Origin of the sequence: Streptomyces sp. NPDC005761 (genome assembly GCF_040630635.1) — a bacterium.
GTDB lineage: Bacteria > Actinomycetota > Actinomycetes > Streptomycetales > Streptomycetaceae > Streptomyces.
Map to the genome: position 1 here is coordinate 1 of NZ_JBEXXX010000035.1, position 15,548 is coordinate 15,548.

At 71.1% G+C, this 15,548-nt stretch carries 14 protein-coding genes; 9 read left to right on the forward strand and 5 right to left on the reverse strand.

The genetic code is table 11. The features are described from left to right. Positions 1-465 precede the first annotated feature (465 nt). Together ABZ434_RS26630 and ptsP are read left to right on the forward strand one after the other, a co-directional pair. A complete protein-coding gene (locus tag ABZ434_RS26630; protein WP_359141879.1) occupies positions 466-915 on the forward strand; it encodes a PTS glucose transporter subunit IIA in 450 nt (149 codons plus the stop codon). 76 nt (positions 916-991) lie between these two features. After that, on the forward strand, positions 992-2,662 hold the full coding sequence (gene ptsP, locus ABZ434_RS26635; protein WP_359141882.1) for a phosphoenolpyruvate--protein phosphotransferase: 1,671 nt from the start codon (positions 992-994) through the stop codon (positions 2,660-2,662). Positions 2,663-2,742: 80 nt separating this feature from the next. On the opposite strand, the gene ABZ434_RS26640 is transcribed toward ptsP, so the two are convergent. Further along, positions 2,743-3,660 (reverse strand): hypothetical protein, encoded by a 918-nt coding sequence (locus ABZ434_RS26640; protein ID WP_359141885.1) that lies wholly within the window; start codon positions 3,658-3,660, stop codon positions 2,743-2,745. A 67-nt stretch (positions 3,661-3,727) separates the two neighbouring features. After that, a complete protein-coding gene (locus ABZ434_RS26645) occupies positions 3,728-5,704 on the reverse strand; it encodes an acetoacetate--CoA ligase (RefSeq protein WP_359141887.1) in 1,977 nt (658 codons plus the stop codon). A 240-nt stretch (positions 5,705-5,944) separates the two neighbouring features. On the opposite strand from ABZ434_RS26645, the gene ABZ434_RS26650 reads away from it, so the two are divergent. Continuing rightward, positions 5,945-8,323: a glycoside hydrolase family 31 protein gene (locus ABZ434_RS26650; protein ID WP_359141890.1), complete on the forward strand. Its 2,379-nt coding sequence runs from the start codon at positions 5,945-5,947 to the stop codon at positions 8,321-8,323. Here ABZ434_RS26650 and ABZ434_RS26655 read toward each other — a convergent pair. After that, on the reverse strand, positions 8,314-8,823 hold the full coding sequence (locus ABZ434_RS26655) for an NUDIX domain-containing protein (RefSeq protein WP_359141893.1): 510 nt from the start codon (positions 8,821-8,823) through the stop codon (positions 8,314-8,316). The two genes, ABZ434_RS26650 and ABZ434_RS26655, sit on opposite strands and share 10 nt — an antisense overlap. A gap of 86 nt (positions 8,824-8,909) precedes the next feature. On the opposite strand from ABZ434_RS26655, the gene ABZ434_RS26660 reads away from it, so the two are divergent. From ABZ434_RS26660 to glpK, 6 genes are all read left to right on the forward strand, one after another. Beyond that, the gene (locus ABZ434_RS26660) at positions 8,910-9,716 is read left to right on the forward strand and encodes a M15 family metallopeptidase (protein WP_359141896.1); all 807 of its coding nucleotides are present in this window, start codon (positions 8,910-8,912) and stop codon (positions 9,714-9,716) included. A 128-nt stretch (positions 9,717-9,844) separates the two neighbouring features. Continuing rightward, positions 9,845-10,192: a DUF962 domain-containing protein gene (locus ABZ434_RS26665; protein ID WP_359141899.1), complete on the forward strand. Its 348-nt coding sequence runs from the start codon at positions 9,845-9,847 to the stop codon at positions 10,190-10,192. A 48-nt stretch (positions 10,193-10,240) separates the two neighbouring features. Further along, positions 10,241-10,717, forward strand: a complete 477-nt coding sequence (locus ABZ434_RS26670) for a zinc ribbon domain-containing protein (RefSeq protein ID WP_359141902.1) — start codon at positions 10,241-10,243, stop codon at positions 10,715-10,717. After that, positions 10,714-11,904, forward strand: a complete 1,191-nt coding sequence (locus ABZ434_RS26675; protein WP_359141905.1) for a lipid-transfer protein — start codon at positions 10,714-10,716, stop codon at positions 11,902-11,904. The genes ABZ434_RS26670 and ABZ434_RS26675 overlap by 4 nt, the downstream gene beginning before the upstream one ends. A 231-nt stretch (positions 11,905-12,135) precedes the next feature. Next, entirely contained in the window at positions 12,136-12,897 is a 762-nt protein-coding gene (locus ABZ434_RS26680; RefSeq protein ID WP_359141907.1) for an MIP/aquaporin family protein, read from the forward strand. A 36-nt stretch (positions 12,898-12,933) separates the two neighbouring features. Next, positions 12,934-14,454, forward strand: coding sequence for a glycerol kinase GlpK (glpK, locus tag ABZ434_RS26685; protein ID WP_359141909.1), 1,521 nt, complete (start codon positions 12,934-12,936; stop codon positions 14,452-14,454). An 82-nt stretch (positions 14,455-14,536) separates the two neighbouring features. Here the strand turns inward: glpK and ABZ434_RS26690 are convergent, their stop codons facing one another. After that, complete coding sequence (locus ABZ434_RS26690; RefSeq protein ID WP_359141911.1) at positions 14,537-15,142, reverse strand: ATP/GTP-binding protein; 606 nt, start codon at positions 15,140-15,142, stop codon at positions 14,537-14,539. Continuing rightward, complete coding sequence (locus ABZ434_RS26695; RefSeq protein WP_359141914.1) at positions 15,123-15,545, reverse strand: DUF742 domain-containing protein; 423 nt, start codon at positions 15,543-15,545, stop codon at positions 15,123-15,125. The genes ABZ434_RS26690 and ABZ434_RS26695 overlap by 20 nt, the downstream gene beginning before the upstream one ends. Positions 15,546-15,548: the final 3 nt, after the last annotated feature.

The window sequence follows — 15,548 nt, forward strand, 5'->3', positions numbered from 1 at the left end:
TCTCGGGCTTTCCTCCGGGCGCTTCCCTTCGGTCTTGCGTTTCCGACTCTATCAGACTCTTTCGCGTCCGATTCCCGGTCGAAGCGGGCCTTGCAATTCACAACTCTTCGCCTTTACGAGAATTCGCTTTCGCGCTTTCCCTTTCCGGCGAGCCAGACTCTATCAGGCCTTTCCGCACCCGCTGACCGGCCCCCCGCAGACATGCGGGTGCCCGATATCGGGTTAGGGTTTGGTCTTAATATTCGCCGCCGACCCCCGACTCAATGTCGCGTTGGGGCCAGGCAGGAGTACGACAGTACAGGCTGCCCGGAGTCGAGGCAAATCGTTGCCGGTACACCCCTAGGTCCTTGAACCACCAGGACTCGGGCGGAACCGGGACTTCTTATGACTTACGCTGCTGAGCAGTACGCCGTCCTCCTACAAGCCGCGGCGGCGCCATTGAAGCTCCACTCTGGGAGGCTCCCCATGACCACTGTGACGTCCCCTCTTGCCGGACGTGCCATCGGGCTCGCTGCGGTACCCGACCCGGTCTTCTCCGGGGCGATGGTCGGTCCCGGGACCGCCATCGACCCCGTGCGCGAGCCGTCCGAGGCCGTCTCGCCCGTCGACGGGATCGTCGTCTCCCTTCATCCGCACGCCTTCGTGGTCGTGGACAGCGAGGGTCACGGGGTGCTGACCCACCTGGGCATCGACACCGTCCAGCTGAACGGCGAGGGTTTCGAGTTGCTCGTGAACAAGGGCGACACCGTCACACGCGGCCAGGGCATCGTCCGGTGGGACCCGGTCGCCGTCGAGGCAGCCGGTAAGTCGCCGGTGTGCCCCGTCGTGGCGCTCGAAGCCACTGCCGATTCACTGTCCGACGTGATCGAGGACGGCGACGTGAAGGTCGGCGACGCACTGTTCGGCTGGCAGTAACGCGTTCGGCGCAGTGACAGCCGACTGGATATCCATCGCGGGGGCTTCGTCCGCCGCACAACCGGAGACGGGTGCAATGCAGACAACGCTGCGAGGCGTAGGCGTGAGCCACGGTGTGGCGATCGGCGAGGTACGGCACATGGGCACGGCAGTGCTCGAACCGCCGGCCAAGCAGATTCCGGCCGAGGAGGCCGAGCGCGAGCAGGGGCGGGCCCGCCAGGCCGTGGAGGCCGTGGCGGCCGACCTCGTCGCGCGCGGCAACCTGGCCGGGGGTGAGGCCCAGCACGTGCTGGAGGCCCAGGCCATGATGGCCCAGGACCCCGAACTCATGGCGGACGTCGACCGGCGCATCGCCGTCGGCAGCACCGCCGAGCGCGGTGTGTACGACGCATTCGCCTCGTACCGCGCGCTTCTCGCCGGCGCCGGCGAGTACCTGGCCGGCCGCGTCGCCGACCTCGACGACGTGCGCAACCGGATCGTGGCCCGCCTCCTCGGCGTGCCGATGCCGGGTGTGCCCGACAGCGATGAGCCGTACGTGCTGATCGCACGCGACCTGGCTCCGGCCGACACCGCGCTGCTCGACCCCACTCTGGTCCTCGGCTTCGTCACCGAGGAGGGCGGGCCGACGAGTCACAGCGCCATCCTGGCGCGGGCGCTCGGTGTGCCCGCTGTCGTGGCGCTCCCCGGTGCCGGAGAGCTGGCCGAGGGCACGGTGATCGCCGTGGACGGCAGCACCGGCGAGATCTTCGTCGAGCCGAGCGCCGAGAAGCGGGCGGAGATGGAGAGCTCCGCCGCCGCGCGCAAGGCGGCGCTGTCCGCGTCGACCGGGCCCGGCGCGACCTCCGACGGGCACAAGGTGCCGCTGCTCGCCAATGTCGGCGGGCCCGGCGATGTGCCGGCGGCTCTCGAGGCCGGCGCGGAGGGTGTGGGCCTCTTCCGTACCGAGTTCCTCTTCCTGGACGACAGCAAGCAGGCACCGTCCGAGGAGAAGCAGATCGCCGCGTACCGCGCGGTGCTGGAGGCCTTCCCCGAAGGCCGCGTCGTGGTGCGGGTGCTGGATGCCGGGGCGGACAAGCCCCTGGACTTCCTGACTCCGGCCGACGAGCCGAACCCGGCGCTCGGCGTGCGCGGCCTGCGCAGTCTGCTGGATCACCCCGACGTGCTGCGGACCCAGCTGACCGCACTGGCGAAGGCGGCCGAGGGGCTCCCTGTCTACCTCGAGGTCATGGCTCCCATGGTCGCGGACCGCGCGGATGCCAAGGCCTTCGCCGATGCGTGCCGTGCCGCCGGGCTGCAGGCGAAGTTCGGGGCGATGGTCGAGATCCCGTCCGCCGCACTCCGGGCGCGCTCGGTGCTGCAGGAGGTGGAGTTCCTCTCGCTGGGCACCAACGACCTGGCGCAGTACACCTTCGCCGCGGACCGTCAGGTGGGTGCGGTGTCCCGGCTTCAGGACCCGTGGCAGCCCGCGCTGCTGGATCTGGTCGCCATGTCGGCCGATGCCGCCAGGGCCGAGGGCAAGAGCTGCGGCGTCTGCGGTGAGGCCGCATCCGATCCGCTGCTCGCCTGTGTGCTGACCGGTCTGGGTGTCACGTCGCTGTCGATGGGTGCCGCGTCCATTCCCTATGTACGCAGCACGCTGGCGAAGTACACGCTCGCCCAGTGCGAGCGTGCCGCGTCGGCCGCGCGTGCGGCGGACTCCGCCGAGGAAGCGCGCGTTGCCGCGCAGGCGGTGCTGTCGGGCGAGTAGGGCCCACGCCGGATCCCGGCGTCGGGCGATGGGTGAGAAGGGGCTTCCCGCCAGCACCGGCGGGGAGCCCCTTCCGGCTGTCAGCGGTGGGCCTCCGGCTCGTCGGCACCGATGTCGAACCCCGCGCAGTACTCCACGCCGGATTCGGGGGCGACGGGGTCACCGGTGTCGGCGTCGGTGCAGTAGGCGCTGAACACCTCCCCCGCGGTGAGCGGGACGAGACTGCCGCGGGTGAGGCGCCAGCCGTGGACCCGGTCCGCCATCCCCGGTGCGCTGGTCCGCAGGACGACTCCCCCATGGCTGTCGAGGGCGATGCCGACGGCCAGGACGGTCACGAACTCGGCGCCTTCCGCCGAGTCGAGGTGAGCGGGGCCGGTGGTGTCGCGCTCGGTGTGCAGGGCTGCCAGCAGTTGCTCGTTCTCCGTGGGAGTGCTGCAGACCAGGTGGTGCGTGCCGGGGCCGGCCGTCTCCAGCGTGCGCAGCAAGAGGTGGGATGCCCGGTCGAAGGCGGCACGGCCGATGTCCTGTCCGCAGTCCGCGCAGTCCCCGAGCCCGGACAGGAGCATCGTGGCGTACTCCCACGTGGCCTGCCGGACTGCCCGGGAGACGAGGAGCGGGATCAGGGTGTCGATGGGTTGTCCCGTGTAGGCGACGGTGGCTCCGCAGGCCGCGACCTCCGCGGTGAACCGGCTGCGGCCACCCGGTGTGTCGGGTGCGATCCCCGATTCGGCGCAGAACTCCTCGTACTCCTCGGGGTCGAAGAGGGCGACCGTCGTGTGCACGCCCTGTGCGGCGAGGGCCCTGAGCAGGCCTTCCACCTGCTGCAGGTAGACGGAGTGGTCGTCGAAGGTGAAGGTGCGGTAGCGCCGCATCGCCGCGAAGTCCTGCTCGTCGGTCAGGAGACCGATGGTGCTCGGTGCTTCGCGGCGCAGCGTGCGACGCATCGTGCTGCCGGTCCGGCCGCGGACGGTGGTCCGCTTGTTCCTGGTCTGCGCCATGATTCCCCCAGTGCACTGTCGAACATTGCTCACTCAGCGTAATCACGGGCACTGACAGTGGCCTCCGTCATCGGCGCTTGCGGGCCAGCTCCTCGTAGAAGTGGAGGAGTTCCAGGTTGTCGATCGAGCCGGGATTGACGGCCTTGGCCAGGGCGGTGCCCTGGAGCAGGCGCTTGACCGGAACCTCGATGCGCTTGCCGGTGAGGGTGTGCGGGATGCCAGGGACCTCGATGACCTCGTCGGGGACGTGGCGCGGTGAGAGGTTCTCCCTGATGGTGCGCTTGATGCTGTCGCGGAGGGCGTCGTCGAGTGCGGCGCCGTCGGCCAGGTGGACGAAGAGGGGCATCCAGTAGCCGCCGTCGGGCTCTTCCAGTCCGATGACGAGGGACTCGCGGATTTCGGGGAGTCGCTCCACGGCTTCGTAGATGTCCGCCGAGCCCATGCGTACGCCCTGCCGGTTGAGCGTGGAGTCGGAGCGGCCGTGGATGACGACGGATCCGCGGTCGGTGATCGTGATCCAGTCGCCGTGCCGCCACGTGCCGGGGTAGGTCTCGAAGTAGCTGTCGTGGTAGCGGCTGCCGTCGGGGTCGTTCCAGAAGCGGATCGGCATGGACGGCATGGGCTTCGTGACGACGAGTTCGCCGACCTCTCCGGTCAGGGGTTCGCCCGCGGGGTCCCAGGACTGCAGGTCCGTGCCCAGACAGGCGGCCTGGAGTTCACCGATGTGGACGGGGAGGGTGGGGACCGCGCCGGCGAAGCAGCTGCAGACGTCGGTGCCGCCGCTGACGGAGGCGGTCCACAGGTCGTCCGCCACTTCGTCGTGGAGCCAGCGGAAGCCGTCGGGCGGAAGGGGGGAGCCGGTGGTGGCGACGCACTGGATGCGGGAGAGGTCGAAATCCCGCCCCGGGTGGATGCCGGCCTTGCGGCAGGCCATGACATAGGCGGCGGAGGTGCCGAACAGGGTGGCGCCGGTCTGTTCTGCGACGCGCCACTGGGCGCTGACGTCCGGGTAGCCGGGGCTTCCGTCGTACAGCACGAGAGTGGTACCGGTGAGGAGGCCGGAGACGAGGAAGTTCCACATCATCCAGCCGGTGGAGGTGTACCAGAAGAAGCGGTCCTCGGGACCGAGGTCGCAGTGCAGACCGATCTGTTTGAAGTGTTCGAGCAGGATGCCGCCCTGGGACTGGACGATGGCCTTGGGCAGTCCGGTCGTACCCGAGGAGTAGAGCACCCAGAGCGGGTGGTCGAAGGGGACCTGTTCGAAGACGGGTTCCGTGTCCGCGGCGGTGAGGGCGGCCCAGTCGAGGGCGCCTTCGGGTGCGTCGGTGCCGAGCAGCGGGATGTGGACGACGGCGCGCAGGGTGGGCAGTTCGCTGCGCAGTTCGGCGACGGTGTCGGCGCGGTGGTGTTCCTTGCCGCCGTAGCGGTAGCCGTCGACGGTGAACAGGACGACGGGTTCGACCTGCTGGAAGCGGTCGAGGACGCTGCGGGCGCCGAAGTCGGGGGCGCAGGAGGTCCAGACTCCGCCGACGGCGGCGGTGGCGAGAAAGGCGACGACCGCCTGCGGGATGTTGGGGAGGTAGCCGCTGACGCGGTCGCCGGGGGTGACGCCGAGGGCCCGGAGTTCGGCGGCGAGCGAGCCGACCTGGCGGCGCAGCGCGGACCAGGATACGGCGGCCTGGGTGTGGGTCTCGTCGACGTGGAGCAGGGCGGGGGCGTCCGCTCGCAGGGGGTCCTCGGCGGTGCGCAGCGCGTGCTCGGCGTAGTTGAGGGTGGCGCCGGGGAACCATTCGGCGCCGGGCATGGCGCGGTCGCCGATGACGGTGTCGTACGGGGTGGAGAACCGCACGTCGAACCATTCGGCGACGGCCTTCCAGAAGGTGTCGAGTTCATCGACGGACCAGCGGTGCAGGCTCGCGTAGCCGCCTTCGGACGGCGCTCCGTGGTGCTCGGCCGCCCAGCTCTGGAAGCGGGTGACGGCCGCGGCCGCGATGCGGTCCGGGCCGGGCTGCCACAGGGGGGCTTCGTCGGCTGCTGAGGTCATGGGGCGGCTCCCTGGCTGTACGGGTACGCGGTGTGTGCGTGTGTCGCGCGCACGGGCTGGGGTGTGCGCGTGAGGCGGCTTCACGGACGATGCCATGTGATCGTCTCCGGCACCAGGGTTGCCCGCCCATGGTCGCGTGTCCCTCTGTGTGGTCCGGCCACGCCTCGCCCCGGCCGGCCGCGGGTGAACGGAAGTTGAACAGAACCCGTTCGCGGATCACCGGGTGGCAGGGTGAGCCGCATGGACGGTCGTGACCTGGTGCGCTCGGTGAAGTTGGTCGGTTCGAAGCAGGGGCTGCGTACGGTGCGCTCGGCGTGGCGGCGGGAGCGGGCGGATGCGCGGGCCCTGCCTGCGCGCGGCCCGGAGCGGGCGCGGGTGCCGGGGACCGTGACGGGCGCGGAACCGGAGCCGGGCGGCGGTGTGGTGCGGTTCGCCCGTTCGGAGCTGCGCATCCGTGTGGCGGTGGGAGGGGCGGTCTTCTGGGGGTGGGACGGAGCGGAGCCCGTGCCGTCGTACGCGCTGCCGGGGGCCGCGCCCGACACCGATCCGCGGGCTGTGCTGGAGCCGGACAAGGACGGTGGCTGGCAGGTGGTGTCGGAGCGGCTCACGGTGGTGGTGTCCAGGCACGGTGCCGTCGAGTTGCGGACCCCGGGCGGCGTGGTGCTGAGGCGGGAGCTGCCGCCGCGCTGGTGGGAGCCGGTGGCCGGTGGTCCGGCGCGGTGGGTGCAGCGGTCCGAGGTCCCGGCGGACGCGCGGTTCTTCGGGCTGGGCGGGCGGGCCGCGGGCCCACGGCTGAGGGACGGCGCGTACCGGCTGTGGAACACCGATCCGGGCGGCCGGTTCGAGCCCGGGGACGATCCCCTGTATCTGACGATGCCGGTGCAGATGGTGGTCTCGGACGCGGGGACGCATCTGGCGTTCCACGACAATTCCTGGGCGGGGCGGGTTGCGCTGTGCGAGGGCGAGGAGGGGGCGGGCTCCGGTCACGACCGGCCGGGCACGTGCGAGGTGTGGATGGACGGCGGGCCGCTGCGCTGCTGGGTGGTCGTGGGGACGCCGGCCCGGGTGCTCCAGGGGTGGTCGGCCCTGACGGGCACTCCGGCGGTGCCTCCGTCGTGGGCGCTGGGTCCGCAGCACGCGCGGTGGGGATTCGGGAGCGAACGGGAGGTGCGCCGGGTCGTCGCGGGGTACCGGGAGCGGGGGCTGCCGCTGTCGGTGCTCCATCTGGACATCGACCACTTCTCCGCGCACCGGGTGTTCACGGTGGATCGCGAGCGGTTCCCCGATCTGCCCGGGCTGGCGGAGGAGTTGCGCGAGGACGGGGTGCGACTGGTGTCGATCGTGGATCCGGCGGTGGCGGCGGCGCCGGGGAACACGGTCTTCGACACCGGTGCCGCGCTGGGGGCTTCGGGCGCGTTCGTCCGGGACGACCGGGGGCGGACGGTCCGCGGGGAGGTGTGGCCCGGTGAGTGCGTGTATCCGGACTTCACCGATCCCCGGGTGCGCGAGTGGTGGGGCGGGCTGTACGAGGAGCGGCTGGCCCAGGGGTTCTCCGGTGTCTGGCACGACATGAACGAGCCGGTGTCGTTCATGGCGTTCGGTGACCCGACGCTGCCCCGTTCGTCGAGGCACTCGCTGGAGGGGCGCGGCGGAGATCACCGTGAGGCCCACAACGTGTACGGGCTCACGATGGCGCGTGCCGGGTACGAGGGGCTGCTCCGGCTGCGGCCGCGGGAGCGGCCGTTCCTGTTCTCGCGGTCCGGCTGGGCGGGGATGCAGCGGTACGGAGGGACCTGGTCCGGTGATGTGGCGACCGGCTGGCCGGGGCTGCGGGCCTCGCTGGCGCTGGTGCTGGGTCTCGGGCTGTGCGGGGTGCCGTATTCGGGCCCGGATGTGGGCGGGTTCGACGGTTCGCCGTCGCCCGAGCTGTATCTGCGGTGGTTCCAGTTGGGGGCGTATCTTCCGCTGTTCCGTACCCATGCGGCGATCGACGCGGGGCGCCGGGAACCGTGGGAGTTCGGCCCGCGGGTGCTCGAGGGCGCGCGCGAGGTGCTGATGGAGCGGGAGCGGCTGCGGCCGTACTGGGTGACTCTGGCGCAGCTGGCCCGGCTGACCGGTGCCCCGTATGTGCGTCCGCTGTGGTGGGCGACGCCGGGCGACCGGGCACTGCGCGAGTGCGGGGACGCGTTCCTGCTGGGTGACGCGCTGCTGGTGGCACCGGTGCTGGAGCCGGGGGTCGATGAGCGGTCGGTCCTGCTGCCGGCAGGACGCTGGTACGACACGGCGAGCGGTGCGGTGTACGAGGGGCCGGGGCAGGTGGTGGTCGAGGCGCCGCTGTCGCGGGTGCCGGTGCTGGCGCGGGCCGGTTCGGTGATTCCGGTGCGGGGTGCGGGCGGCGGACTCGAACTGGAGGTGTGGGCTCCGGTGGAGGGTCCCGGCGGGGGCGGCTACGTGGTCCGCGACGTGGGTGACGGCTGGGAGCCGGCGGTGGTCGAGCGGTACGCGACCCGGCTCGTGGGCGGACGGGTCGTGGTCGAGCGGGACGGTGAGGAGGGGCTGGTGAACTGTCCGGTCCGGGTGAGGGGGCTCCGGGCCGGGGGTGAGCGCGGTCAGCGGTAGCGGCCGGCGAACCAGGAACGGACCGCCTCGGTGTGGAGGGGGAAGGCGAGCGTCCCGGGGGTGCGCAGCACTCCGTATCCGGTGGTCTCGTCGGTCGGGGCGGAGGGCGGGAGAGCCGCGGCGGGCCGTGCGGGGAGCAGCCCGAACAGGAGCAGGTGGCCGTCGGGGGCGCTGAGGGCGTCGGCGAGGCGGACGTCGTCGCGGTCCGCCTCGATTCCGGTCTCCTCGCGGAGTTCGCGGACGACCGCGTGTTGCCAGTCCTCGTCGTGGTCGATGAAGCCGCCGGGGAGGGCGGTACCGCCGAGACAGGGTTCGATGGTGCGGGTGATGACGACGAGCCCGGTGCCGTCGTCATCGGTGACGGGGAGCAGGGCGACGGCGACCGGCAGCGGGTTGCGGTAGGCGGTGGTGCCGCAGGCGGTGCAGGAGCGGGGCCAGGCGTCCGGGGACGGGAGTGCGGTGTACGGGGTTCCGCAGCTGCCGCAGTGGGAGTGCTTCACGGGCTTCTCCGTTTCCTCGTCGCGGCCACGCGCGGACTGTATCCGATCGCCCGCGCGGGGCGGCCGGACTAGTGGACGATGTGCTCATGACAGGTACTGGTTCCGTTTTCCGTGTCCTGGCAGCGACCGCCGCCACGCTGCTCGCCGTCACCGCCGCCGCCCCGGTGGCGCAGGCGAAACCCGAGCCCAGGGCTCCCCGGGACTTCGTCGCGCTGCGCACCGTCGATCCCACGATCATCCAGGAGATCCGCTACCCCACCGGGCATGACTTCATGGGTGTACCGGTGGACGGGTACCGCCAGTCGCTGTGCATCCTGACCCGGCCGGCGGCCGAAGCCCTGCACCGGGCCCAGGTCCGGCTCCTGGCCCAGGGGTACTCGCTGAAGGTGTACGACTGCTACCGGCCGCAGCGGGCCGTCGACCACTTCGTGCGCTGGGCGAAGGATCTCGACGACGAGACCATGAAGGGCGAGTTCTATCCGCAGGTGGACAAGACCCGCCTGTTCGCGGACGGTTACATCGCCGAGAAGTCCGGGCACAGCCGGGGCAGCACGGTGGACCTGACCCTGGTGCGGCTGCCTGCCCTGCCGACCAGGCCGTACCGCCCGGGCGAGAAACTGGTGCCGTGCTATGCCCCGCAGGCCGACCGCTTCCCGGACAACTCGGTCGACATGGGAACCGGTTTCGACTGCTTCGACACGCTCTCGCACACCGACGACCCGCGGATCGAGGGTGTGCAGCGCGCCAACCGCCAGTTCCTCAAGAGGACGCTGACCGACGTGGGATTCGTGAATCTGGCCGAGGAGTGGTGGCACTACACCTTCAAGCCGGAACTCTTCCCCGACACCTACTTCGACTTCCCGGTGGCCCGCAGGTCCGTCGCCGGCCACTGAAAGCGCACGTCCGGGCAGAGGTGCGAGCGAGCGGCTGGGACCACCCCCGTGGGTTCCGGCCGCCCGCTCTTCTTCTCGGACGCGGATCGGCCGTATCCGGTTGCCGATCCAGCCATTACGGTGCCGGTATGTCACAGCAGACGTTCGAATCGTACGAAGAGTTCTGGCCCTACTACGTCGCGATGCACTCCCGGGCCGCGACCCGCTGGGTCCATCTCACCGGCACCCTGACCGGTCTCGCGATCACCGCCTACGGCCTGGCGCGCGGCCGGAAGCGGTACGCGGCCGCACTGCCCCTGATCGGGTACGGGACCGCCTGGCCGGCCCATTTCCTGATCGAGAAGAACAACCCGGCCACCTTCGGCCATCCCGCGTGGTCGCTGCGCGGCGACGCCCAGATGATCGGCATGATGCTGGCCGGCCGCGACCATGAGCTCGCGGAGACCGCTGCCAAGTGGCTCGCCGACAACAGCTGACCGTGGCACACTTCTGACGTTCCGTCAGATCCAGTGCCGGGAGGGGCTTTGCCGCGCAAGCGCATACCTGTGGTGGCCGGGTGGTTCACCGAAGACGGTACGGACGAGGACTTCCGGCTGCTGGGCACCCGCTGCCCTGCCTGCTCATCGGTCTTCTTCCCGCCGCAGAAGGGTCTCTGCCGCAATCCGGGCTGTACAGGCGGCGAGCTCGCCGAGGTGCCGCTGTCCCGGCGCGGCACGGTCTGGTCGTTCACCGACGGCCGCTACCGGCCGCCCGCCCCCTACCTGTCGGATCCGGAGGTGCCCTGGGAGCCGTACACACTGGTGGCGGTGGAGCTGGCGGCCGAGCGGATGGTCGTGCTCGGGCAGGCGGTACCCGGCGTCGGCGTCGGGGACCTCTCGGTCGGGATGACGGTCGAGGCCGTGCCGGGAGTGCTGGACCCGGGCCCCGGTGACCACGACGTGGTGCGGACGACCTGGCGCTGGCGACCGGTCGCCACCGGCCGCGGCGACGGTGCGGCATGAGCGGGGACGTGGCCGTCCTCGGGGCGGGGATGCACCCCTGGGGCAAATGGGGCCGCAGTTTCGTGGAATACGGCACCGTGGCAGCCCGGAACGCGCTCGGGGACGCCGGCATCGAGTGGCGGGACGTTCAGTCCGTGGTCGGCGCCGACACCGTGCGCGGCGGCTATCCGGGATACGTGGCCGGGGCGACGTTCGCCCAGGCGCTGGGGTGGCAGGGCGCCCGGGTGACCAGCGTGTACGCGGCCTGCGCGTCGGGCGCCCAGGCGGTGAACACCGCCCGGGCGCAGATCCTGGCCGGCATGGCGGACGTGGTGCTCGTGGTCGGCGCGGACGCGGCGCCCAAGGGGTTCTTCGCACCGGCGGGCGGGGAACGGCCGGACGATCCGGACTGGCTGCGGTTCCGGGTGCTCGGCGCGACCAATCCCGCGTACTTCGCGCTGTACGCCCGCCGCCGGATGGCCCTGCACGGCGACACACCCGAGGACTTCGCGCTGGTCAAGGTGAAGAACGCGGCGGCCGGCGCGCTGAACCCGAACGCCCGCTACCGGGCGCCGGTGAGCGTCGAGCAGGTCGCGGCCTCCGCCCTGGTCGCCGATCCGCTGCGGCTGCTGGACATCTGCGCCACGTCCGACGGCGCGGCGGCCCTGGTGCTGTCCAGCATGGAGTTCGCCCGGCGACACGGGGCGGCCGACCCGGTCCGCATCCGTGCCGTGTCGACCGTGACGCCCACGTACCCCAGGGCGGTGCTCGACCTTCCGGACATCGCCACGGATTCGGCGGCCGCCGTGGAACCCTCTCCCCTGAGTTTCCGGGGCTCGATCGCCCGTGCGGCGTACGAGGAGGCGGGCATCGGCCCCGGGGACCTGTCCCTGGCGGAGGTGTACGACCTGTCCACTGCGCTGGAGCTGGAGTGGTACGAGGACATCGGGCTGTGCGCTCCGGGCGAGGGTGCGGCGCTCGTGCGGGCCGGGGCGACTGCGCTCGGCGGACGCATCCCGGTGAACCCGAGCGGTGGCCTCGCCTCTTTCGGCGAGGCGGTGCCGGCCCAGGCCATCGCGCAGGTCTGCGAGCTGACCTGGCAACTGCGCGGCACGGCGGGAGAACGGCAGATTCCGGGTGCGCGCACCGGGATCACGGCGAATCAGGGGCTGTTCGGACACGGATCGGCGGTTGTCGCAGTGCGCTGAGGCAGCACTCCCGCTGCGCCCACCGGGCACCAACAGCGTTTGTTGTCAGCCTCCTTGACGGCCCATCAAGCACGGTGAACACTCCATTCCCAGCCGATGCCGTCCTCCCACACCGCGGCGGCCGGCCGGTCCCACGCTCGTCACGGTCGCCGAGGACACGCGAACACCCCTCGGCCTCCGTAGCCATGGAAGCGCCCGGCGAAACCCGCCGGAACAACCACTGGGAGCGCCATGAGCAATGGAGACATCTTCACCGGGGAAGTCCTCGGTACGGCCATCCTCATCCTCTTCGGCGCGGGCGTCTGCGCCGCCGTCACGCTCCACTACTCGAAGGCCCGGGCCGCGGGCTGGGTCGTCATCGCCTTCGGATGGGGTTTCGGGGTGCTGGCGGGGGCCTACACCTCCGCCCCGCTGTCGGGCGGGCACCTCAATCCGGCGGTGACCGTAGGCATCGCCGTCGACACCGGCGAGTGGGACAAGGTTCCCCTCTACATCGCCGGTCAGCTGACCGGCGCCGTCATCGGGGCGGTGCTGGCCTGGCTCACGTACTACGCACAGTTCCGCGCCAACGCCGAGAAGGACACGTCCGGGCCCACGCTGGGCATCTTCGCGACCGCCCCGGAGATTCGGAATCCGGTGGCCAACCTGGTCACCGAGATCATCGCCACGACCGCTCTGGTCCTGCCGATCCTGGCCTTCGGGAAGAACGCGGGGATCGGGATCGGCCCGGTCGCGGGGGCGGAGGCCGGGATCTACGGCTCCGGGATCTCGGTTCTCCTGGTGGCCCTCCTCGTGGTGGGCATCGGGCTCTCGCTCGGTGGGCCCACCGGATACGCCATCAATCCGGCTCGCGATCTCGGTCCCCGGCTGGTGCATTCGCTGCTTCCGATACCGAACAAGGGCACGTCCGACTGGAGTTACGCCTGGATACCGGTCGTGGGACCGCTCCTGGGCGGACTGCTGGGCGGTGTCGTGTTCAACGTCGCGTTCTGAGGACCCGGCAGAAGGACCCGAGGGACTAGGGGAGTCATGACGATCAGGTTTGTCGCCGCCATCGACCAGGGCACCACCTCCAGCCGCTGCATCATCTTCGACCAGGACGGTGCCGTCGTCGCCGTCGACCGGCGCGAGCACCGGCAGATCTTCCCCCGCCCCGGCTGGGTGGAACACGACGCATCGGAGATCTGGACGACCGTGCAGGCCGTCGTCGCCGGCGCCCTGGACCGGGCCGGGCTGCGGGCGGACCAGCTCACCGCGCTCGGCATCACCAACCAGCGCGAGACGACCGTGCTCTGGGACCGGGCCACCGGTGTCCCCGTCCACCACGCCATCGTCTGGCAGGACACCCGTACGGCGGCTCTCTGCCATGAACTCGGCGGGACCGACGGGCAGGACCGGTTCCGCGCCACCACCGGCCTTCCACTGGCCAGCTACTTCTCCGGCCCCAAGGCTGCCTGGCTGCTGGACCACGTCCCAGGACTGCGCGAACGGGCCGAGCGGGGCGAGATCGCGTTCGGCACGATGGACTCCTGGCTGATCTGGAATCTCACGGGCGGCACGGCCGGCGGCGTCCACGTCACGGACGTGACCAACGCGTCACGCACGATGCTGATGGACCTGGAGACGCTCCGGTGGGACCCCTCTGTCCTCGCCGCGATGAACATCCCGGAGGCGGTACTGCCGGAGATCAGGTCCTCGTCCGAGGTGTACGGAACGGCCGTGGGCGCGCTCGCCGGCGTACCGGTGGCTTCCGCCCTGGGCGACCAGCAGGCCGCGGTGTTCGGGCAGGCCTGCTACGACCCGGGAACGGCCAAGAACACCTACGGCACCGGCAGCTTCCTGCTGCTCAACACCGGTAACCGCCCCGTGCCGTCCAAGAACGGTCTGATCACCACCCTCGGCTACCGGATAGGCGACGAGCCGCCCGTCTACTGTCTGGAGGGGTCGATCGCGATCACCGGGGCACTCGTCCAGTGGTTCCGGGACCAGCTCGGGATCATCGCAAGCGCCGCGGAGATCGAGACCCTGGCGGCGAGCGTCGAGGACAACGGCGGGGCGTACATCGTGCCCGCCTTCTCCGGGCTCTTCGCCCCCTACTGGCGCTCCGACGCCCGGGGCGTGATCACCGGGCTGACCGGCTACGTCACCAAGGCGCACCTGGCACGCGCCGTCCTGGAGGCGACCAGCTGGCAGACACGTGAGGTCGTCGACGCGATGTACCAGGACTCCGGGGTGCCGATCACCACGCTCAAGGTGGACGGAGGCATGACGGCCAACCAGCTGCTGATGCAGCACCAGGCGGATGTGCTGGGCGTTCCGGTGATCCGGCCCAGGATCGCGGAGACCACATGTCTGGGCGCGGCGTACGCGGCGGGGCTGGCGACCGGGGTGTGGTCCGGGCTCGACGAGCTCAAGACGCACTGGCAGCGCGATGTGGAGTGGCAGCCCCGGATGGAACCGGAGGACCGCGAGCGCGAGTACGGCAACTGGCGCAAGGCGGTGGAGCGGAGCCTCGGCTGGCAGGACGAGGCCGGGGGCGGGCAGGAGTAGCGGGCGGCCCCCATCCCCCCTCGCGCCCATCGACGCGCGGCCCGTACCCCTGTCGGCGGGGGTACGGGCCGCGTTCCGCCGGCTACGTGGTGACAGGCTCGCGGAGCCGGGCCACTCGGGCCATGGCGTGTTCGACCACGGCCACCAGTACGTCACGTACGGACGACCTGTCCCGCGCGTCGCACATGAGCACCGGTACCTGCGGATCCAGGTCCAGTGCCGCCTGCACCGTCGCCGTGGGGAACCGGTCGGCGCCCTCGAAGCAGTTGACGGCCACGGCGAACGGGATCTCACGGCGCTCGAAGTAGTCGACCGCCGCGAAGCAGTCCTCCAGCCGGCGGGTGTCCGCGAGGACGACCGCTCCCAGCGCACCCTGGGCGAGTTCGTCCCAGAGGAACCAGAAACGGTCCTGCCCGGGGGTCCCGAACAGGTACAGCACCAGGTCCTCGCGCAGGGTGATCCGCCCGAAGTCCATCGCCACCGTCGTCGTGGTCTTCGCCTCGACACCGTCCAGGTCGTCCACCGGACGCCCCGCCTCGCTCAGCCTCTCCTCCGTGCGCAGCGGCCTGATCTCGCTGACCGCGCCCACCAGGGTCGTCTTGCCCACTCCGAAGCCGCCCGCCACCAGAATCTTGAGGGTAACGGGCTCAACGGGCCGCCTGTTGCGGCTAGAGCGCCCGAAGGCCATTGATCACCTCGCGAAGAATGTTCACGTCCGGCAGCTCGGCCGGCGGAACGGGACGGGTTACGTGCACCAGCTCGTCCTCGACGAGATCCCCGACCAGGACCCGGACCACCCCGACGGGGAGGTCCAGACCGGCCGCGAGCTCGGCGATCGACTGGGGCATGTCAGTGCAGAGTTCGACGATCTCCACGTGTTCCGGGGAGAGCATCTGGTCCCTGCCGGGATCGTCGGCCGCGGGTTCGGGCATGACGATCGCGATCAGGTCGAGACGGTGCCGGGACGCACTGCTGGTGCGTCCCCTGGTCATCGCGTACGGGCGGACCACCGGCCCCGCGTCGGCGTCGTACCAGCGCGAGGACTGGGGGTCGTCGGGGTTCCGAGGGTTGCGGGAGGTGTCGGCGCTCATCCC